Raw genomic sequence first — 20,324 nt, forward strand, 5'->3', positions numbered from 1 at the left:
TGTGCGGCCATCATCGCTGGCAAGCCAGCTCCCACAGGTTTTTGCATTTCGGTTAAAGGATTGCGATCAATGTGGAAGCGAGCAGGCTCGCTCCCACACGGGTTTCTCATCTGTCGGAATGTCATGTAAATCCCGCCCCGTGATTTTCATTTATCGCGACAAGACATATCCGTTCGCGACACGCCTTACCTCTCCACGAAAATAACTTTCATGTGGTTTGAAAACTCGATCTCGAAATGATTTATGAGTTTCACAACCCATTCGAACGTGACCCTTTCGAGGAGTACCGCATGACGCCTTCCTTCGGCTATTGGCTGCTGGTCTATGCCGCCGTCGCCATCATCGCGCTGATCGTGTTGATCGCCCGTTACCGGCTCAATCCGTTCATTGTCATCACTCTGATTTCCATCGGTCTGGCGCTGGTGGCGGGGATGCCGCCGTCGGGTGTGGTGGGGGCGTATGAGGCCGGGGTGGGCAAGACGCTGGGGCATATTGCGCTGGTAGTGGCGCTGGGGACGATGCTCGGCAAGATGATGGCCGAATCCGGTGGCGCCGAGCAGATGGCGCGCACGCTTATCGCGAAATTCGGCGAGAAGAACGCGCACTGGGCGATGGTCTGCATTGCCTTTCTGGTTGGCCTGCCGTTGTTTTTCGAAGTCGGTTTTGTCTTGCTGGTGCCGATTGCCTTTACCGTGGCGCGCCGCGTCGGCGTGTCGATTCTGATGGTCGGCCTGCCAATGGTGGCCGGCCTGTCGGTGGTGCATGCGCTGGTGCCGCCGCACCCGGCGGCGATGCTCGCGGTGCAGGCGTATCAGGCGTCGGTCGGGCAGACCTTGCTGTATGCGATTGCCATCGGCATTCCGACGGCAATTATCGCGGGGCCGCTGTACGCCAAATTCATCGTGCCGCGCATTCATTTGCCGGCGGATAACCCGCTGGAAAAACAATTCCTCGACCGCGAACCGCGCGACGATCTGCCGGGTTTCGGCATCACCATGGCGACCATCCTGTTGCCGGTGGTGCTGATGCTGATCGGTGGCTGGGCCAACCTGATCTCCACGCCAGGCAGCGGTTTCAATCAGTTCCTGTTGTTCATCGGCAACTCGGTGATTGCGCTGTTGCTGGCGACCTTGCTGAGCTTCTGGACGCTGGGCATCGCCCAGGGCTTCAATCGCGAGTCGATCCTCAAATTCACCAACGAATGCCTGGCGCCGACCGCGAGTATCACGTTACTGGTGGGCGCCGGCGGCGGCTTGAACCGGATTCTGGTCGACGCCGGTGTCACCGATCAGATCGTCGGCCTGGCCCACGAATTTCACCTGTCGCCGCTGATCATGGGCTGGCTGTTCGCCGCGTTGATGCGGGTGGCCACCGGTTCGGCGACCGTGGCCATGACCACAGCGTCCGGCGTGGTTGCGCCGGTGGCCATTGGTCTGGGTTATCCACACCCTGAGCTGTTGGTGCTGGCGACCGGTGCCGGCTCGGTTATCTTTTCCCACGTCAACGACGGCGGCTTCTGGTTGATCAAGGAATACTTCAACATGACGGTCGCGCAGACGTTCAAGACCTGGACCGTGCTCGAGACGCTGATCTCGCTGGTCGCTTTCGGCCTGACCGTCGGCCTTTCCTACCTGCTGTAACCGGAGCCCGCCGCCATGGACATCCTTTATCAGATCCGCGCCCGTCAGGATTCCTTCAGCGCCGGCGAGGGCCGCATCGCCCGGCTGATGCTCGACGACGTTGGTTTTGCTGCGAGCGCCAGTCTCGAAGACCTCGCGCGCCGCGCCGAAGTCAGCACCGCCACGCTGTCGCGTTTCGCCCGCACCGTGGGCTGTCGCGACCTGCGTGATCTGCGCCTGCAACTGGCTCAGGCCAGCGGCGTTGGCAGCCGTTTTCTCGATCCGGCGGGCACCCCCGAGCAGTCGGCGTTCTACGGGCAGATTGTCGGCGATATCGAAACCACGCTGCGCCAGCATCTGGCCGGGTTTGACGAATCGCGCTTCGCCGATGCGGTGAAAATGCTCGGCCAGGCACGGATGATTCATGCGTTCGGCATGGGCGGTTGCTCGACCCTGTGCAGCGACGAATTGCAGGTGCGGCTGGTGCGCCTCGGCTACCCGATTGCGGTGTGTCACGACGCGGTGATGATGCGCGTCACTGCCGCCAGCCTGAATGCCGAACAAGTGGTGATCGTCTGCTCGCTGACCGGCATCACTCCAGAGCTGCTGGAAACGGTCGAGCTGGCGCGCAACTACGGCGCGCGCATCCTCGCCATCACCCGCGCCGGCTCGCCGCTGGCGCAATTGGCCGATATCGTCCTGCCGCTGCAAGGCGCAGAAACCTCATTCATCTACAAACCGACGGCGGCGCGCTACGGCATGCTGCTGGCCATCGACGTACTCGCCACCGAGCTGGCACTGGCCAATCCTGAAGACAATCAAGAACGTCTGCGGCGGATCAAGCTCGCCCTCGACGAATACCGTGGCGGCGACGATCACCTGCCGCTGGGAGACTGACATGCTGTACGACACGCTGATTCGCAACGCCCTGGTCATTGATGGCAGCAACACGCCCGGCTACCGCGCCGATGTGGCGATTCGTGCTGGTCGCATCGAGCGCATTGGTGACTTGCAAGACGCCAGCGCTGCCGAAGAAATCGACGCCGCCGGCCGCGTGCTGGCGCCGGGTTTTATCGACGTCCACACCCATGACGACACCGTAGTCATCCGCCAACCCGAGATGCTGCCCAAACTCAGCCAAGGCGTGACCACCGTGATCGTCGGCAACTGCGGGATCAGCGCCTCGCCCGTGACGCTGAAAGGCAATCCGCCGGATCCGATGAACCTGCTGGGTACGGCGACAGCCTTCGTCTATCCACGCTTCAGCGATTACCGTGCGGCGGTCGAAGCGGCCAACACCACGCTGAACGTCGCTGCACTGGTCGGTCACACGGCACTGCGCAGTAATCACCTCGATGACTTGTTCCGCACCGCCACGCCAGGCGAAATCGCTGCGATGCGCGAGCAATTGCGTGAAAGCCTTGAAGCCGGTGCGCTCGGCTTATCCACAGGTCTGGCCTACGCCAGTGCGTTCAACGCCTCCACCGACGAAGTGAAGCAACTGACCGAAGAACTGACGGCATTCGGCGCGGTATACACCACGCACCTGCGCAGTGAATTCGAACCGGTGCTGGAGGCGATGGATGAAGCGTTCAGCATCGGCCGTCATTCGCGCTCGCCAGTGATCATTTCCCACCTCAAATGCGCCGGAGTCGGTAACTGGGGACGCAGTCCGCAGTTGCTGGCGGCGTTGGAGGAAGCCGCGAAAACCCAGCACGTGGGCTGCGACTGCTACCCGTATGCGGCAAGTTCTTCGACGCTGGATCTGAAGCAAGTCACCGACGCGCATCGCATCACCATCACTTGGTCGACACCGCATCCGCAAGTCAGCGGCCGCGACCTGATCGACATCGCTGCCGAATGGAGCGTGCCGCTGCTCGACGCGGCAAAACGCCTACAACCGGCGGGCGCGGTGTACTACGGAATGGACGAGGCCGATGTGCGAAGAATCCTCGCCCATCCGTTGTCGATGGTCGGCTCTGACGGACTGCCGGAAGACCCGTTCCCGCATCCGCGCCTGTGGGGCGCTTTCCCACGGGTTCTCGGGCATTTCAGTCGCGACGTCGGGCTGTTTCCGCTGCACACCGCCGTGCACAAGATGACCGGATTATCGGCGGCGCGCTTTGGCTTGAAGGAAAGGGGCGAGATTCGCGAAGGACACTGGGCGGATCTGGTGTTGTTCGATCCGGTGACCGTGCGCGATGTGGCGGATTTCAATGACCCGCAACGAGCGGCGCAAGGGATTGACGGGGTGTGGGTCAACGGCGTGTTGAGCTACCAGGAGGGGCAGTCTTCAGGACGCCACGCAGGACGGTTCCTCGCCCGTGAAGATGACCTGCGCAAAGGTTTTGTATAACCGCAGTCGCAGGTTTGCGACGTGGTCTGGATTTTTGTGCAGTGATGGCACATTGGAATTAAAGATTCCCTCGACCAAGCCGAATCGCTGACATTCAGTGGATTTGGCGTCTGTCGCCCCAGGGAGTTTCATGTACCGCGTTTGTTTGCTCGTAGCCGTCACATTACTGGCCGGTTGTGTCAGTCCACAATCACGCCAGGTGACGGAAGCCGAGGCCTTGTTCAAGGATATCCTCGCACGTCCATTGGTCAGCGATTCGGTTATGCGCGAAGGCGATATCCTGACGTTCCAGATCAGTCAGTCCGGCAATGCGCAAGCGGCGGCAGGTGTGGTTTTTCAGATGGAAGCCTCCTGCGCGGCCGACCGTGCCAGCTTGCTGTATCTGGGCGGCGGCGCTCGGATGTATCCGGGGCTCAATGGTCAGCAGTACTCGATCGGTCGAGCGATGCCGGCCAACGTGCTCGGGATGTTGAAAAACAACCCTGACTTCATCAAGGCGTGTGCCAGCACGCCGGCTTCGGATTGGCGAGTGGTCAAAGGCCGCGGCGAGGAACAATGGGTATTGTTTGATCGCAACAGTCTCAAGAAGGACGGTTCCGAACTGAGATTCTGGGCGGCCTACGACAACCCCTTGATTGGATTCGATGTGCCCTACGACGCTCCCTATGCACAGAAGCGCGAGCGTTACGCAGTCGATTGTGGCAAGCAGACCTACCGTGTGGTGGCGGGTTACGATCTGGATGCCGACAACACTGTCACGGATGGACAGGACGCGATTGCATTGACCTCCAGTGCAATCAGCGGCAGCAACGACGACTACGAGCGGCTGTTCAAACTGGTCTGTGAAAAACCCGAATCAGCAGCGCAACTGCCCAAGTTCGTTGCCCGCGCAAAGAAAAGCGTTCCAGTGATTCTGCCAACGCTTACCCCGGCAGTGACATCAGCCATCAAACAACTGAACATGCCGGACGCCGTTAAACCGCTCAACTATGTGGAAATCACGGGCCAGTCGAATTACCAGGGCAAGACTATAGACATGCGCGAAGTGCGCCACTTCGAAATCGATAGCGCCTCGCAGCAACTGACTCTGCATTTATCAGGCGCCAATTATGAGAGCGATGCCGTTACCTTTCGCGGGCTGCTGGATCTGGCGAAATTGAGCCGTTTCAGCGTCTCAAAGGGGCCCTCGATGAAAGACACGTCCAGTGTCATCAACCTAAGCTTCAGCGGCGACTGGCAGCATATGCCGGTCAACGGACGCTTGGCCTACAAAGCGACGTTCAGCAGCACTAACTCGCTGCTCGGCAAAGTCGACGAGCGCCAGGAAAACACCAACTGCACCGTTGTTCGCGAACTGTCGGCGAGCCAACTCAATGCAACCTTGAGCGGCTCGGCTAAAGAGTTGAAGTGCAGTAAAGAAGGCGATGAGTACAATCGGGTCAACACCTACTACTACTTGTCGGATTATGCTTATTTCTTCTTTGCACGCACCGACAAGAACCGTTTTTTCTACAGCGATCTGGTACTCAAGACGCTGCGTTGATTCGGCCATTTGGCTCGTCGAGTACGGGCCTTTTCCATAGGTGAGAGCACTTCCATGAGCTTCGGCAAAACCACCCCGATCCTGCGGATCTTCGATGAAGCCAAGGCTGTCGAGTTTTACGTCGACTTCCTCGGCTTCAAGATCGACTGGCAGCATCGCTTTGAGGCGAATTTTCCGTTGTATCTGCAGGTGTCCCGTGGCGAATGCGTGCTGCACCTGACCGAGCATCACGGCGATGCAACACCGGGTTCGGCGTTGCGCATCGAGACCGATGAGCTGGAGGCGTTCCAGCAGCAATTGGTGGCCAAGGACTACAAGTTCTCGCACCCACAGATTCAGGCGATGCCGTGGGGGAGTCAGGACATGACGATTGCTGATCCGTTTGGTAATCGGTTGGTGTTTACCAACGCGATCAGTGTTTGAGCTGAGAAGAGCCCCTCACCCTAACCCTCTCCCAAAGGGAGAGGGGACTGGTTGTGGGATGCTTTCGAGTTACATCGACCTGAAAGATTTGCAGCGATTTTGGATTCCCGGCGGTATTTGCAGGTCGGCGTAAATCGTCAGCATCTCTCGGTCGGCCCCCTCTCCCTCGGGGAGAGGGCTGGGGTGAGGGCAAAAATCGCAAGCCAGACAAAAAAGCCCGCTGCCAAACCATTACGGTCTGACAGCGGGCTTTTTTCGTCACTCGGTCGGCACTAACTTATCCAGCACGCGATTAACCGCCAGCTCCGCCAACATCACCACTTGAGCGATGCCTTGCAGGGTTTTGCGGTGCGTGCCCTCAACCAGCGCTGCGTGGTTATGCAGCATGACGGTGGCCGAGCCGAGGGTTTCACTGGCATCCACCAGCAGCGACTCGGTATCGGCTTCGGGGTCGGTCATGTACAGCCTGTTGGGTTTGTAGGGCGCGGCCATGATCTCGGCGGTTGGTGGGCCGAGGTAGTGGTCGAGGGCGCGCTCGGCGGCTTCGTGGAGTTTCTTTGAGTCGGGGGATTCGTAGGGGGAGGCCGGGTCGGTGATCGGCGGGTTTGGCGTTACTTTGAACATAAGCTGTGTTCCCTTCATTGAGCTTCAACCCTTCTGCTACTAAACGGAAGGGAGGCAGCTGTACGCAGGTTAGTAGACCGGGGAACTCAGCTTAAGCCGGCGCGCCGAAGCGCCCTACGTACAGCCACCATCAAGCTCAGGTACGAGAGCACCTGTGATGAAAGTACGACCAGCAGAATTACCACGGGCTACTAAACCCGATCACTGGGAATCAGTGACCCGATTGAAGTTACGCAGCAAGCCCTGGGCGCACAAGCCGGCGGATTCTGGCTTAGGCGTAGGCAGCGGCGCAAGGATTTGTGGGCTGTTTCGCGTAACGCTGAGTGTCTTTAAACAGGTTGGGTGTAATGGGTTTATCGCACTGCAGGTATTGAGGGTTTGCCTGTCGGACCTCCGGTGCGGCGACTGACGTCATCGCTGGCAAGCCAGCTCCCACAGTGATTGAGTCGTAAGCAAGATTTGGGTTTACCGAAAAACCTGTGGGAGCTGGCTTGCCAGCGATGGGGCCAGAACAATCACCCCCGATGCATCTGCCGAAACTCGCCGGGCGGCATCCCCCGCCGACTCTTGAACGTGCGATGAAACGACCGCGGTTCGGTAAACCCCAGATACTGCGCAATGTCCTGAATCGGCAACGTGCTGTTCAACAGATAATGCTCGGCCAGCTCTTGGCGCAAATCATCGAGGATCTGCTGATACGACGTCCCCGCCTGATGCAATTGCCGCTGCAACGTGCGCACGGAAACAGCGAGCTGTTCGGCGACCTGCTCCTTGCGCGGCAACCCCTCCTTGAGCAACTGCCGCAGGATGCTTTTCACCTGCTGTTCCAGCGACGCATCCTCAAGCGTCGCCATCAACCCCATCGCATGTTCTTCCAGCGTGCGCAGCAATTGCGCATCGGCCTGGCGCAACGGCAACTGCAAGTACGCTAACGGCACGACCAGCGCCGAATAGGGCTGATCGAACAACACCGGACAATCGAAGAACTGCTCATATTGCGCCAGCGTCACCTCGTCCGGGCGCGCATGCTCCAGCCACACAGCGGCCGGCGACATCTGCGTATCGGCAATCCAGCGTGCATAGTGCAGCCACGAGCCGAGCACGTTTTCCACCAGATGCCGGCGAATGCGCGGGCGCTGATAGCGGCAGGTCCAGATCAGGTGCACATGGCCGTCCTGCACCTCGGCGCGGCTGACGCCCATGTCGCCCACCAGTTTCTCGAACGGCATGATCCGGCTCATGGCATCGCCCAGCGTCGCGCAGTTCATGGTGATGTAACCGAGCACGCTCCAGGAGTTGGGCAGGACAAAATTCGCTGCGTTAAGCCCGAACAGCGGGTCGCCCGAGTGTTCGCAGAAATAATCGAGCAGTTTTTCATGAGCCTCACCCGGCAAGCGCAGGGTGTTGTCGCTCAGTTGCTGCGCCTGCAACCCGGCCGCGGTCAATGCCGGCTCGATGGCCATGCCCAGTTGTTCGGCATGGCGCAGGTATTTGAGCAGGGGCGGCACTGAGGTGAAGCCGAGCGATTGCATGATCCCGATCCTTTGATCAACGGCGGCATGGGCAGACGAATAGCCTGAAAGGTAAGTGCAAACCGCGACTAAAGTAAATGCCTGACGCTTGCGCGACGTTTGACTCAATTGGCTACATGAACTGGCCGGATACGACCGTGACACCGGGCGGCCGCTGGCTAGTATGGAGGCCTGAAACATCCATGATCCGACGGCAAAGAAGGACACACGCATGCGACGCTGGAACGGCTGGGGAGAGGCAGGCACGGTGGTCGAACTGCCGGCCCAGGGCGCGAGTTTTCTCAACGAACGGCTGGGGGCCGGGCGCGCGCTGCCGGATGCCTCACTGGAGTCGGCACTGGCGCGGGTGCCGGCCTCGCGGCTGGCGCAGCACGCGTTGTACAGCGTCGATGCCCATGACCGCCTGCTGCATGCCCGCGGCCAGAGCCTGCCGGACTGGCTGGCGCTGCGCGAAGGCGCGCTGGGCAACTATCCCGACGCCGTGGCGTTTCCCGAAACCGCCGGGCAGATCCGCCAATTGCTGGCGCTCGCCCATGAACAGGACCTGTGCCTGATTCCCTACGGCGGCGGCACCTCGGTGGCCGGGCACATCAATCCGCCGGATTCGACGCGGCCGGTGGTGACGGTGTCGCTGGCGCGGATGAATCGCCTGAGCGACCTCGACGAGGCCAGCCAACTGGCGACGTTCGGCCCCGGCGCCAGCGGCCCGCAGGTGGAAAGTCAGCTACGCGCTCGCGGCTACACGTTGGGGCATTTTCCGCAGTCGTGGGAGTTGTCGACGCTGGGCGGTTGGGTCGCCAGTCGCTCCAGCGGCCAGCAGTCGTTGCGCTACGGGCGCATCGAGCAATTGTTTGCTGGCGGCACTCTGGAAACCTTTGCCGGACCTCTGGACATCCCGACCTTCCCGGCCTCCGCCGCAGGGCCTGATCTGCGCGAAGTGGTGCTCGGCAGCGAGGGCCGTTTCGGGATCATTTCCGAGGTCAAAGTGCGGGTCAGTCCGTTGCCCGCCGATGAGCGTTTTTATGGCGTCTTCCTGCCCAGTTGGAGCAAGGCGCTGCAAGCGATCCGCCAATTGGCCCAGGCGCGGGTGCCGCTGTCGATGCTGCGTCTGTCCAACGCCGTGGAAACCGAAACCCAACTGGCGCTGGCCGGGCATCCACAGCAAATCGCCTGGCTGGAGAAGTACCTGAACCTGCGCGGCGCCGGTGAGGGCAAGTGCCTGCTGACCTTCGGCGTGACCGGCAATCGTCGGCAGAACGCGCTGTCATTGACCCAGGCCCGGCAGCATCTGAAAGCCTTTGGCGGGGTGTTCACCGGCACCCTGCTCGGCAAGAAGTGGGCGCAGAACCGTTTCCGTTTTCCCTACCTGCGCGAGAACTTGTGGAACGCCGGTTACGTGGTCGACACCCTGGAAACGGCCACCGACTGGAGCAACGTCGACCACTTGCTCAACCTGATCGAAAACAGCCTGCGTGATGCCCTGGCAGCGCAGGGCGAGCGGGTGCATGTGTTCACCCACTTGTCCCACGTCTACGGCGAAGGTTCGAGCATCTACACCACCTATGTGTTTCGCCCGGCGGTGGATTACCCGGCGACGCTGGCGCGCTGGCAGGCACTCAAACACGCGGCCAGCCAGACCATCGTCGACAACCACGGCACCATCAGTCACCAGCATGGTGTCGGCAAGGATCATGCACCGTACCTGCTGCGCGAAAAAGGCGCGCTGGCGCTGGACACCTTGCAGGCGCTGAGCAAGCACTTCGATCCGGCCGGGCGCCTCAATCCCGGCACGTTGTTGCCGGAGTGACGACCATGAATCAGGACTGGAACGCCGCGTGGCGCCAGCAGATTCTGCCGACGCTGGCAGCTGAAACCTGGGATCTGATTGTCATCGGCGGCGGTATCAGTGGTGCCGGCATTCTGCGCGAAGCGGCGCGGCGTGGCTGGCGTTGCCTGCTGCTGGAACAACGGGATTTCGCCTGGGGCACGTCCAGCCGATCGTCGAAAATGGTCCACGGTGGTTTGCGTTACATCGCCAAGGGCCAGTGGCGCCTGACCCGCGATTCGGTGCGCGAGCGCCAGCGTCTGCTCGACGAAGCGCCGGGGCTGGTGGAGCCGATGAGTTTCATGATGCCGCACTATCGCGGCGGCTTTCCCGGGCCGCGTGTGCTCGGTGGTTTGCTGTCGGTTTACGACGCGTTGGCCGGACGGCGCAGCCATCGTTTTCATGACGCGCAGCAATTGCGTTTTCTGGCGCCGGGGGTGAAGGAGAGCAAGCTGATTGGCGGCACCTGTTTTGTCGATGCGCTGACCGATGATGCGCGGCTGGTGATGCGCGTATTGAGCGAAGCGCGGGCCGATGGTGCGGTGGTGCTCAACGGTGTGCGCGTCGAACAGTTGCTGCGCGAAGACGGGCGGGTGTGCGGAGTTCAGGTCGAAGATTGCGAGGCGGGTGGGCCGCTGCAATTGCGCTGCGGCGTGTTGGCGGTGGCTACGGGGGCGTGGGCGGAGCGCTTGCGTTTGCCCGAGTCACCGCGACAACTGCGACCACTGCGTGGCAGTCATCTGCTGCTGCCGGGCTGGCGTTTGCCGGTGGCGCAGGCGTTCACATTTCTGCATGAGCGAGACCGTCGGCCAGTCTTTGTTTTCCCTTGGGAGGGCGCGACGGTGGTCGGCACCACCGATCTTGATCATCGCGAGGATCTGGACCAGAGCGCGAGCATCAGCGCCGAAGAACTCGACTATCTGCTGGCAGCCTGCACGCAACAGTTTCCCGCTGCCGAAGTCTCGGCCACCGATGTGCTGTCAACCTGGTCGGGCGTGCGCCCGGTGGTAGGCAGCGCAAGTGCGCATCAAGGCAAGCCGTCGAATGAAACCCGTGAACATGTGCTGTGGCAGGAGCCCGGTTGCGTGACCCTGGCCGGTGGCAAACTGACGACGTTTCGCCCGCAAGCCATTGAAGTGCTCAAGGCTTGCGCAGACATGCTCGGCCGTCATTTTGAAGATGATGCCGCTGCGGTGTTCGCCGCCGTACCAGCCCTGAGCATTCCCGGACTCAGCCCTCAACAGTGGCGACGCCTGGCCGGACGCCACGGCCGTGACCTGCCGAGGCTGGCGCAGCTGATCGCCGAGGCGGGCCCCGAAACGGTCGGCAACACCGACACCTTGTGGGCAGAGCTGGCCTTCGCCTGCGAGGCGGAAATGGTTCTGCACCTCGATGATCTATTGCTGCGCCGCACCCGACTGGGCTTGTTGCTGGCGCGCGGTGGCGAAGCGTATTTCCCTGCCATTCGCCAGCTCTGCCAGCCACGTCTGGGCTGGGACGATGCACACTGGCAGCAAGAGCAGCAGCGTTACCGGGTGTTGTGGCAACGCCATCACGGTTTGCCGGAGGCCACGCCTTGATGCCCCTTGAAGAGAGCGCCATGGATAACCATTCGAACAAGCGTTACCTGTTGGCGATCGACAACGGCACCCAGAGCGTGCGCGCATTGCTCTTCGATCTGCAGGGCAATCTGCTCGGCAAAGGCAAGGTCCAATTACAGGCGTATTACTCGACGCAACCGGGTTGGGCCGAGCAGGACCCGGAATATTACTGGGCGAAACTCGGCGAGGCCTGCCAGCAGGTGTGGGCGCAAACCGGGATTGATCGTTCGCAGATCGCCGGTGTTTCGCTAACCACTCAACGCGGCACGGTGATCAACGTCGATGCCGCGGGCAAACCGCTGCGCCCGGCGATTCTGTGGCTCGATCAGCGTCAGAGTGAAGTCGAGGGCGGGATCAAGGGCCCGTGGGGCTGGCTGTTCAAACTGGTCGGCGCGCAGGCTACGGTGGATTATTTTCGCGCCCAGGCCGAGGCCAACTGGATCGCCAGGCATCAACCGGAAATCTGGGCGGCGACCGACAAGTTTTTGCTGCTCTCGGGGTTTCTCACCCATCGTCTGTGTGGGCGCTTCGTTGACTCTGTCGGCTGTTGCGTCGGCTACCTGCCGTTCGATTTCAAACGCCTGAAATGGGCCGCGCCCAGCGACTGGAAATGGCAGGCGCTGGCGGTGCGTCCCGAGCAGTTGCCGACCTTGCACAAACCTGGGGAAACCCTCGGCCACATCAGCGCTGAAGCCAGCCGCCACACCGGGATTCCCGAGGGCTTGCCGCTGATTGCCGCCGGTGCCGACAAGGCCTGTGAAGTGGTCGGTTCCGGCGTGGTCGATGCCGATACGGTGTGCCTGTCCTACGGCACCACGGCGACGATCACCAGCACCCGCGCGCGCTACCGGGAAATCGTTCCGTTGATTCCGCCGTACCCCTCGGCGGTGCCGGATCAGTACAACTGCGAGGTGATGATTTATCGCGGTTACTGGATGGTCAGTTGGTTCAAGAACGAGTTCGGTCTGCGCGAGATGCAGCAGGCGCAAGCGCAGGGCATCGAGCCGGAGCAGTTGTTCGATGCACTGGTCAACGCGGTGCCGCCGGGGTCGATGGGGCTGATGCTGCAACCCTACTGGTCACCGGGTATTCGCGAGCCCGGCGTGGAGGCCAAAGGCGCGATGATCGGTTTCGGCGATGTGCACACCCGTGCGCACATTTACCGGGCGATTCTGGAAGGGCTGGCGTATGCGTTGCGCCAGGGCATGGAAAAAATCGAGCAGCGTTCGAAGGTCTCGATCAAGCGCTTGCGGGTAGCCGGTGGCGGCTCGCAGAGCGATGCGGCGATGCAGCTGACGGCAAATATTTTCGGCCTGCCGGCGGAACGTCCGCATGTGTACGAAGCGTCCGGGCTGGGCGCGGCGATCTGTTGTGCGGTGGGGTTGGGGTTGTATGCGGACTTTCCGAGTGCGATCGCGGCGATGACGCGGGTTGGCGCGGTATTCACGCCGCAACCCGAGGCGCAGCAGGTCTATGAGCGTTTGTACAAAGAGGTGTACCTGCGCATGTATCGCCAGCTCAAACCGTTGTATCAGAGCATCCGAACAATCACCGGTTACCCCGCCTGAAGAAACACCGCCAATTCCCTTGCAGGCTCACTCCTACAGGGAGGCATGGCGATTCTCATGTGGCGCTATCGGAGACTTTTTCTGGTGAGATTGGACAGTGTCAGCGCCGGGGGCGGTTGTTAGGCTCAACCCCCACAGCACCTCCAATAAGAATTAAAAGCAATGAAGCTGACATTTCTCCTGTTGCTGCTTTGTGCAATGGCCCCGACGGCGTGGGGCTGGTCGAACCACACGGTGGGCAGCTATCTGGCGTTGCAGGAATTGCCGGCGCTGCGTGATGCGCCACCGGTGGAGGTCGAGCCGCTGGAGCGTTTTCTCGCCGAGCAATATCCGGCCGTGGTCGCGCTGCTGGAGCAACAGGAAAGCTTCGCCCGTGAACACTTCACCCAGTACCCGCCGCGCCCCGACAATCTGAAGCTGCCCGCCGTGCCGGGTGACAATCTGCGCCACGACTTTCTCACTGCGTTGCGGCTCAATCCACGCATTCATCTGGCGATGGTCATTCAGCCATTACCGGGTCAAGACATACCCGAGCGCGAACATCTCAGTACCGATCAGGTGATGGTCGAGCAGACGCGTTCGCCATGGAATCGTCAGCGTTTCATTCGCGTGGCGGACGGCGAAAAAGTCGCGGCGCTGGCAGTCCTTGCGAGCGCCGCCGATGAGCCGGATTACGGTCACGACATCAACCTGTTCAGCGACAACCCCGGCGCGGTTGCCGCGCTGTACGGCTTCGGCCCGCAGCCGTTTGGCGATGCGCGTTTCCAGTACAGCTCGCAGGCGCCATTCCACATGGGCTTCTTCCATGAAAGCGCGGTGGTGTATGCCGCGGCCGGATTTCTTCAGCGCAGCTGGCCGGACTGGCGCGCCTATCAGTACCTGGGGCTGGCGCGACTGGCGTTCGCCAGTGGCCATACCTACTGGGGCTATCGGTTCCTTGGTTGGGGCGTGCACCACGTGCAGGACTTGACCCAGCCGTATCACGCCAAGCCATTGCCCGGGGTCGAACTGCCCAGTCTGTTGCTGCTGGAGGGCAAGGCGTTGGCCGGTTTTGCCGATGATAAAAAAGCCTCGATCGAGCGCGTCGCCACCCGCCACATGGAAGTCGAGAAATACCAGTCGACCTGGCTGCGGCGCCTGCTGCGCGCCGGTCAGCAGCATCCGATGCTCGCTGCCTACGCTGATGTGGCCCAAGACAAACAGTATCCGCCGTACTCGGTGGACTACTTGCGCGAAGTAGTCAGTGCCGAGTCGGTCGAGGACTCGGCAGCGTTCGATGAAGCCATCGGCCAGTGGCTGGAGACGGCCCCGTTGACCAGCGATTTCAGCAGCGGCAATCAGTTGCAGCGCGAGCGTTTCGAGCATCCGGCACTCAATCAGCAGCTGTTCAAACTGCTCGGCCATTTTGGCGCGCACAGCCGGATTTATGTCCGTGCGGGGCTGGCACCCTAGCCATCGCGGCCACGCAAAAAACAATAAGAACAAGGAGGGAGAAACCCATGATCAACACTCGATTGCGCCTGACCGGCGTGGCACTTCCCGGTGTCGGCCTGGCAGGACTGCTGCAACTCTGTGCGGTGGATGCTGTGCAGGCTGCCGAGTTCAGCGTGCTGGACAATCAAGTCACCGGCTCGATCGACACGACCCTGTCCTATGGTCGTTTGTGGCGGGTGCAAGGGCGCGACAAGAACAACGATGACGTCAACACCAACGACGGCAATCGCAACTTCGATACCGGGCTGGTTTCCGAGGTGTACAAGATCACCTCCGAGCTTGAGGCCAACTATCAGAACTACGGTTTGTTCGTGCGCGGCACGGCGTTCTACGACACCCAGTTGATGGACAAGCGCAACGATTACTACCGCAACAACAACCCGTCGCAACCGAGCCAGAGCTACCCGCAGGACGACCGTTTCACCAGTCAGACCCGCGACATCGCCGGCAGCCGGATCGAGATGCTCGACGCCTATGTCCACGGCAGTTGGGACGTCGCGCAGATGCCAGTGACCGCGCGGGTCGGCCGCCAGGTGTTCAACTGGGGCGAGGGAATTTTCTATCGCGGCGGGATCAACACCACCAACCCGGTGGACGCTGCCAAGTACCGCTTGCCCGGCGCCGAAGTGAAGGAAGTGCTGGTACCGGTGGAGGCGCTGAGCTTCAACATCGGTCTGACCGACAGCCTGACCCTGGAGAGTTTCTACCAGACCAACTGGAAGGAAACCCGCATCGACCCGGTCGGCACCTTCTATTCGCAGACCGACCTGTTCGCCGATGGTGGCAACACCGGCTACAACAACTTCAGCGGCACCGCGCTCGACACGCCGGTGCCGGGGTTTGGCAACGTCATCGGGCTTTACAGTGCCTTGGGCAACAACCCGTTGCTGAGCCAGGCCCTGCAAACCACCGGCCTGTACGCCAACGGCGTGACGCCGGCCTACGGCAATACGCTCAAGGTCGCGTCCATCGGCAAGGACTACAACGCGCGCAACGACGGTCAGTTCGGTTTCGCTTTTCGCTACATTGCCGAGCAACTCAATAGCACCGAGTTCGGTTTGTACCTGGTCAATTACCACGCCAAGGAACCGACCATCGCTGCGGATCTTGGCGGTTACAAGGGCATCGACATGAATGCCCTGACCAATCTGCTGGCGGGTGTCGCGGGCAGTCAGGCCGGCGCACTGGCCAACGGTTTGGCCACCGCGGATGTGATGGGCAACATCCAGGCGCATCGGCGCTATGCCGAAGACATCCGCATGTACGGGTTCAGCTTCAACACCACGTTGGGTGAGGCCTCGGTGTTCGGCGAGTTGGCCTATCGGCCCAACCTGCCTATCGGTGTCGCCGCGACCAACGATCTGATTGGCGACTTGGCCAACGGTGCGGCTGCGGCAGTGACCGGCAAAGCGATCAACGTCGGTGGGCAGATGGTCACCCTCGACAGCCAGATCAACAACGCCGAACGCGTGGAAGCGTTCAATACTTCGCTGGGCACTATCTATAACTTCGGCCCTACGGCGTCGTTCGACTCACTGTTCGGCATCTTCGAACTGGCCTCCGAGCACCTGCGCGGCAGCAGCCTGCAATACACCGCTTATGACGGCAGTCGTCGTTACTACGCCGGCACCGGTAACTATTCCTATGTGTCGGGCGGCGATCGTGACGATCAGGTCAATCGCGATTCCTACAGCTACACGGCCATGCTCAACGGCACCTGGAACGACGTGTACGCCGGGGTCAACGTCTCGCCTTACGTCGTCTACAAGGACGATTTCAAAGGCAACAGCTATCAGGCCGGCAACACCATCGACGGGCGCAAGGCCTACACCCTGGGGATCAAGGCCAACTACCAGAACAAGCTCGAAGCCGAGGTGCAATACACCAACTTCTGGGGCGGCGGGCAGAACAACGGGATTCGCGACCGCGACAACGTCGGGTTCAACCTCAAGTACTTCTTGTGAATTCCAACTCATCCCCCTGTGGGAGCGAGCTTGCTCGCGAAGAGGCCAGCAGATTCAACACAGATGTTGCCTGACACACCGTTTTCGCGAGCAAGCTCGCTCCCACAGGTTTTGTACTTTGGAGAAGATCATGTTTCACACTTCAAGAATGTCCCGGATCTCATTGGCGCTTGTTATGGGCCTGAGCGCCGGCAGTGCACTCGCCGCCATCACCCCGCAACAAGCCGAACAACTGAAAACCACCCTCACGCCCATGGGCGCCGAGCGTGCGGGCAACGCCGCCGGCACCATCCCGGCCTGGACCGGTGGCATCACCCAGGCGCCGGCCGGCTACAAACCGGGTCAGCATCACCCGGACCCATACGCCGCCGACAAACCGCTGTTCACCATCACCAAGGCCAATCTCGACCAGTACAAGGCGCACCTGAGTCCCGGGCAGATCGCGCTGTTCAACAGCTACCCCGACACGTTCCAGATGCCGGTCTATCCGTCGCGTCGTTCGGGTTCCGCGCCGCAGTGGCTGTATGACAACACCTTGAAGAACGCGACCTCGGCCAAGCTGCTGGAGGGCGGCAGTGGATTCGCCGATGCCTACGGCGGCGTGCCGTTCCCGGTGCCCAAGGACGGTATCGAAGTGCTGTGGAACCACATCACCCGTTATCGCGGGATCTACGTGGTGCGCCGCGCATCCGAGGCCCCGGTGCAGCGCAACGGCAGCTTTGCGTTGGTGACTTCGCAGCAGGAAGCGCTGTTCAACTTCTACCGTCCGGGCGGGCAGTACGCCGACCTGAAAAACATCCTGTTCTACTACCTCGCCTTCGTGAAAAGTCCGGCACGGCTGGCCGGCGGTGCAGCGCTGGTGCATGAGATGCTCGACCAGCTCAAGGACCCGCGCCAGGCCTGGGTCTACGACGCCGGCCAACGCCGCGTGCGCCGCGCGCCGAATCTGGCGTATGACACGCCGATCGCCTCATCCGATGGCCTGCGCACCGCCGACGACACCGACCTGTTCAACGGCTCGCCGGATCGCTACGACTGGAAGCTCAAGGGCAAGCAGGAAATCTACATCCCCTACAACAACTACAAGGTCGGCAGCCCGGACGTGAAGTACGCACAACTGCTCACCCCGGGCCACCTCAACCCGCAATTCACCCGCTATGAGCTGCACCGCGTATGGGTGGTCGAAGGCAACCTGAAACCGGGGGCGCGGCATATCTATTCCAGGCGCGTGCTGTTTCTTGACGAGGACAGCTGGGGCGCGGCGCTGGTCGATCAATACGATGGGCGAGGGGAGTTGTGGCGGGTGTCGATGGCCTACCTGAAAAACTTCTACGACCTGCCGACCACCTGGAGCGCACTGGACGTGTTCCACGACTTACAAGCCCGTCGTTACTACGTGCAGAACCTCGACAACGAAGAAGCCTCCACCGTGGACTTCTCGCAACCGGTGCCGGAAGACGCGTATTTCATGCCGTCGGCGTTGCGCCAGCGCGGCACTCGCTAATAGACGGGACGGATGATCGAACGCAATCCCTGCTGCAGCTCCTGCACAAGGCGGGTTGTCTGTGACATTGGGGTGACGGGGCTGACGCAATCGCGGGCAAGCCCGCTCCCACAGTTTTTTGAGTCGTTCACAATTGTGTGTTCGACTCGTTACCTGTGGGAGCGGGCTTGCCCGCGATTGGATTTACGCTTTGGCGCTGATTGAAGGTCAGACGCGGAAGTGGCTGACCATCTGCTGCAACTGGCCACCCAGGCGCGCCAGCTCAACGCTGGACGCTGCGGTCTCATCGCTGGCGGCGGCGGTTTGTTCCGACACGTCGCGCACGTTGATGATGCTGCGACTGATCTCTTCGGCCACGGCGCTCTGCTGCTCGGCAGCCGCCGCGATCTGCTGGTTCATCGACTGGATGTTCGACACCGTGCGGGTGATGTTTTCCAGTGAGTCGCCAGCCTTGCGGGTCAGGGCCACGCTGCTGTCAGTCAGGGCGCGGCTGTTGTTCATCACGGCCGCGACTTGCTGGGTGCCGTTCTGCAGACCGGCGACCAGGCCTTCGATTTCTTCGGTGGATTTCTGCGTGCGCTGAGCCAGGCCACGGACTTCGTCGGCGACCACGGCAAACCCACGGCCGGCTTCACCGGCGCGGGCCGCTTCAATGGCTGCGTTGAGTGCCAGCAGGTTGGTTTGTTCGGCGACGGCCTTGATCACGTCCATGACGCTGCCGATCTTGTCGCTTTCCTGTTGCAGCACACTCATGGCTTCGGTGGAACGCACCACTTCGCTCGCCAGACGTTCGATCTGGGCGATGGCTTCATTCACTACTTTGTCGCCTTCACGGGCTTCACCATCAGCGGCGGCTGCGGCTTGCGAGGCTTCTTCGGCATTGCGCGCGACTTCCTGCACGGTGGCGGTCATCTCGTGCATGGCGGTGGCGACCTGATCGGTCTCGACCTTCTGGCTGTTCACACCGGCGCTGGTCTGCTCGGTCACGGCCGACAGCTCTTCGGCGGCGCTGGCGATCTGGGTGACGCCGTCGCGGATGCCGCTGATCAAGTCACGCAGGGTCACACCCATGCGCGCAATGCCTTGTTGCAGTACGCCGAGTTCGTCGCGGCGGGTGACCGTGACGTTCTGGGTCAGGTCGCCGCTGGCAATGCGCTCGACCACGGCCAGGGTTTCTTGCAGAGGACGGGTGATCTGACGAGTGATGATCACGGCGGCAATCACACCGACCAACAGCGCCAGCAGGGTGCTGATCAGCTGGAAGGTACGGGCCTGAGCGCTTTCGATGTCACGACGGTCGAGTTGAATCTGATACAGCTGCTCGCTGGTGTTGACGATCGCGGTGCCCTGGTCGGTCATTTCCTTGCGCGCCTGCACCGCTTCGCTGTTGGCGTTTTTGTACGCCTGCAACGCGCTGCGGTAGTTGAGCAGTGCGGTTTCCAGCTGACGCAGGGCGTCTTGCTGGCTGTCGGCGAAATGCGCGCTCAACTGCTTGAGGCTGGCAATAGCGACGTCGAGTTGGCCGACGGCTTTCTGTTCGGTTTCGGCGTTGGTGGTGGCGGTGTAGCCGCGCACTTCGTAACGGGCGAGGATGAACGCTTCCTTGGCGGTGGTGATTGCCTGGAACTGTTCGAAACGCTGCTCGCTCATGTCCATCTGCTGCACGCGCTTGCTGATCGTTTCGATCATGTTGTAAGCGGTCTCGGCATTGGTGCTCATCACGTCGCGCGCGCTGTTGCCGGTGCGGTAGGCGTTGCGCATCTTGTTCAGCGACGTCTGGTATTCGGCGATGGTCGCCGCCTGCTGCTTGAGCAGCTTGACGTTTTCCGGGCTCTTGAACTTGTTGATCAGTGCTTGCTGCTGGGCGGCAAAGCTTTCAAGGGTGGTCTGCACATTCTGCGCGGCGGTTTCGTCGCCGTTGGTCAGCATGTATTGCAGGCGCACCACGCGCAGTTTGGTCAGACCGGCATTGAGCTGGGTGATGTCGCTCATCCAGTTGCTGCGGTCAATAAGGCCGCCGAGGCTGGTCCATCCGGTCAGGGCCAGTACGCAGGTCAGGGCCAGGACCAGGCCGAAGCCCAGGCCCAATTTCATGTTCACGCTGATGTTGCCGAACCAGCTATTCATCACAATTCCTCCAGGAACGTTGTGCTTCTCGATCGTCGGTCAGGCTGGAAGATTGTTGTTTTTTTGAGCCCGCAAGGGTGTAGCAGGACTGTATCGGCCGTAAATCCGAGAGCTGAAAGGATTTTGTCCCGGTGGATTTGTAAC

Annotated in this window: 14 protein-coding genes and 1 pseudogene; 11 read left to right on the forward strand and 4 right to left on the reverse strand. The window is 61.2% G+C overall.

Annotation, left to right across the window (positions count from 1 at the left end):
* The first annotated feature begins 290 nt into the window (after nt 1-290).
* From HV782_RS04635 to HV782_RS04655, 5 genes are all read left to right on the forward strand, one after another.
* Complete coding sequence (locus tag HV782_RS04635) at nt 291-1,640, forward strand: GntP family permease (RefSeq protein WP_186746321.1); 1,350 nt, start codon at nt 291-293, stop codon at nt 1,638-1,640.
* A gap of 15 nt (nt 1,641-1,655) precedes the next feature.
* A complete protein-coding gene (locus tag HV782_RS04640) occupies nt 1,656-2,516 on the forward strand; it encodes a MurR/RpiR family transcriptional regulator (protein WP_123464445.1) in 861 nt (286 codons plus the stop codon).
* A 1-nt stretch (nt 2,517) separates the two neighbouring features.
* Nucleotides 2,518-3,975 carry an N-acyl-D-amino-acid deacylase family protein gene (locus HV782_RS04645; RefSeq protein WP_186746319.1) on the forward strand — a complete coding sequence of 486 codons (1,458 nt, stop codon included), beginning with the start codon at nt 2,518-2,520 and terminating at the stop codon, nt 3,973-3,975.
* Nucleotides 3,976-4,105: 130 nt separating this feature from the next.
* The gene (locus HV782_RS04650) at nt 4,106-5,518 is read left to right on the forward strand and encodes a hypothetical protein (RefSeq protein WP_128614478.1); all 1,413 of its coding nucleotides are present in this window, start codon (nt 4,106-4,108) and stop codon (nt 5,516-5,518) included.
* A gap of 54 nt (nt 5,519-5,572) precedes the next feature.
* Complete coding sequence (locus tag HV782_RS04655; protein ID WP_123464449.1) at nt 5,573-5,941, forward strand: glyoxalase superfamily protein; 369 nt, start codon at nt 5,573-5,575, stop codon at nt 5,939-5,941.
* A gap of 258 nt (nt 5,942-6,199) precedes the next feature.
* Here the strand turns inward: HV782_RS04655 and HV782_RS04660 are convergent, their stop codons facing one another.
* Both HV782_RS04660 and gliR read right to left on the reverse strand, forming a co-directional pair.
* Nucleotides 6,200-6,565 (reverse strand): DUF6124 family protein, encoded by a 366-nt coding sequence (locus tag HV782_RS04660; RefSeq protein WP_186746317.1) that lies wholly within the window; start codon nt 6,563-6,565, stop codon nt 6,200-6,202.
* Between the two features lie 515 nt (nt 6,566-7,080).
* On the reverse strand, nt 7,081-8,097 hold the full coding sequence (gene gliR / locus HV782_RS04665) for an AraC family transcriptional regulator GliR (protein WP_186746315.1): 1,017 nt from the start codon (nt 8,095-8,097) through the stop codon (nt 7,081-7,083).
* Between the two features lie 211 nt (nt 8,098-8,308).
* Between gliR and HV782_RS04670 the strand changes: the two genes are divergently transcribed.
* The 6 genes from HV782_RS04670 to HV782_RS04695 all read left to right on the forward strand — a co-directional run bounded on the left by HV782_RS04670 (nt 8,309) and on the right by HV782_RS04695 (nt 18,053).
* The gene (locus tag HV782_RS04670; protein WP_186746313.1) at nt 8,309-9,904 is read left to right on the forward strand and encodes an FAD-binding oxidoreductase; all 1,596 of its coding nucleotides are present in this window, start codon (nt 8,309-8,311) and stop codon (nt 9,902-9,904) included.
* Nucleotides 9,905-9,909: 5 nt separating this feature from the next.
* A complete protein-coding gene (locus HV782_RS04675; protein ID WP_186746311.1) occupies nt 9,910-11,502 on the forward strand; it encodes a glycerol-3-phosphate dehydrogenase/oxidase in 1,593 nt (530 codons plus the stop codon).
* Between the two features lie 20 nt (nt 11,503-11,522).
* On the forward strand, nt 11,523-13,091 hold the full coding sequence (locus tag HV782_RS04680) for an FGGY-family carbohydrate kinase (protein WP_123464461.1): 1,569 nt from the start codon (nt 11,523-11,525) through the stop codon (nt 13,089-13,091).
* A 162-nt stretch (nt 13,092-13,253) separates the two neighbouring features.
* Nucleotides 13,254-14,543: a phospholipase C/P1 nuclease family protein gene (locus tag HV782_RS04685; RefSeq protein WP_186746309.1), complete on the forward strand. Its 1,290-nt coding sequence runs from the start codon at nt 13,254-13,256 to the stop codon at nt 14,541-14,543.
* A 47-nt stretch (nt 14,544-14,590) separates the two neighbouring features.
* Complete coding sequence (locus HV782_RS04690; RefSeq protein WP_123464465.1) at nt 14,591-16,549, forward strand: DUF1302 domain-containing protein; 1,959 nt, start codon at nt 14,591-14,593, stop codon at nt 16,547-16,549.
* A 148-nt stretch (nt 16,550-16,697) separates the two neighbouring features.
* Nucleotides 16,698-18,053, forward strand: a complete 1,356-nt coding sequence (locus HV782_RS04695; RefSeq protein ID WP_437180218.1) for a DUF1329 domain-containing protein — start codon at nt 16,698-16,700, stop codon at nt 18,051-18,053.
* 207 nt (nt 18,054-18,260) lie between these two features.
* On the opposite strand, the gene HV782_RS28925 is transcribed toward HV782_RS04695, so the two are convergent.
* Both HV782_RS28925 and HV782_RS28930 read right to left on the reverse strand, forming a co-directional pair.
* The gene (locus HV782_RS28925; RefSeq protein ID WP_371260362.1) at nt 18,261-19,124 is read right to left on the reverse strand and encodes a methyl-accepting chemotaxis protein; all 864 of its coding nucleotides are present in this window, start codon (nt 19,122-19,124) and stop codon (nt 18,261-18,263) included.
* A pseudogene (locus HV782_RS28930) lies at nt 19,119-20,180 on the reverse strand (methyl-accepting chemotaxis protein); the annotation flags it as partial. The gene HV782_RS28925 and the pseudogene HV782_RS28930, both read right to left, overlap by 6 nt.
* Nucleotides 20,181-20,324: the final 144 nt, after the last annotated feature.

This window comes from Pseudomonas monsensis, assembly GCF_014268495.2.
GTDB classification, from domain to species: domain Bacteria; phylum Pseudomonadota; class Gammaproteobacteria; order Pseudomonadales; family Pseudomonadaceae; genus Aquipseudomonas; species Aquipseudomonas monsensis.

What these genes read in the sequence shown, in the direction of transcription:
- HV782_RS28925 (WP_371260362.1), bottom strand. Translation starts at nt 19,124, where the DNA reads ATGGGTGTGACCCTGCGTGACTTGATCAGCGGCATCCGCGACGGCGTC.
- HV782_RS04695 (WP_437180218.1), top strand. Translation starts at nt 16,698, where the DNA reads ATGTCCCGGATCTCATTGGCGCTTGTTATGGGCCTGAGCGCCGGCAGT.
- gliR (WP_186746315.1), bottom strand. Translation starts at nt 8,097, where the DNA reads ATGCAATCGCTCGGCTTCACCTCAGTGCCGCCCCTGCTCAAATACCTG.
- HV782_RS04685 (WP_186746309.1), top strand. Translation starts at nt 13,254, where the DNA reads ATGAAGCTGACATTTCTCCTGTTGCTGCTTTGTGCAATGGCCCCGACG.
- HV782_RS04680 (WP_123464461.1), top strand. Translation starts at nt 11,523, where the DNA reads ATGGATAACCATTCGAACAAGCGTTACCTGTTGGCGATCGACAACGGC.
- HV782_RS04675 (WP_186746311.1), top strand. Translation starts at nt 9,910, where the DNA reads ATGAATCAGGACTGGAACGCCGCGTGGCGCCAGCAGATTCTGCCGACG.
- HV782_RS04690 (WP_123464465.1), top strand. Translation starts at nt 14,591, where the DNA reads ATGATCAACACTCGATTGCGCCTGACCGGCGTGGCACTTCCCGGTGTC.
- HV782_RS04635 (WP_186746321.1), top strand. Translation starts at nt 291, where the DNA reads ATGACGCCTTCCTTCGGCTATTGGCTGCTGGTCTATGCCGCCGTCGCC.
- HV782_RS04650 (WP_128614478.1), top strand. Translation starts at nt 4,106, where the DNA reads ATGTACCGCGTTTGTTTGCTCGTAGCCGTCACATTACTGGCCGGTTGT.
- HV782_RS04645 (WP_186746319.1), top strand. Translation starts at nt 2,518, where the DNA reads ATGCTGTACGACACGCTGATTCGCAACGCCCTGGTCATTGATGGCAGC.
- HV782_RS04640 (WP_123464445.1), top strand. Translation starts at nt 1,656, where the DNA reads ATGGACATCCTTTATCAGATCCGCGCCCGTCAGGATTCCTTCAGCGCC.
- HV782_RS04655 (WP_123464449.1), top strand. Translation starts at nt 5,573, where the DNA reads ATGAGCTTCGGCAAAACCACCCCGATCCTGCGGATCTTCGATGAAGCC.
- HV782_RS04660 (WP_186746317.1), bottom strand. Translation starts at nt 6,565, where the DNA reads ATGTTCAAAGTAACGCCAAACCCGCCGATCACCGACCCGGCCTCCCCC.
- HV782_RS04670 (WP_186746313.1), top strand. Translation starts at nt 8,309, where the DNA reads ATGCGACGCTGGAACGGCTGGGGAGAGGCAGGCACGGTGGTCGAACTG.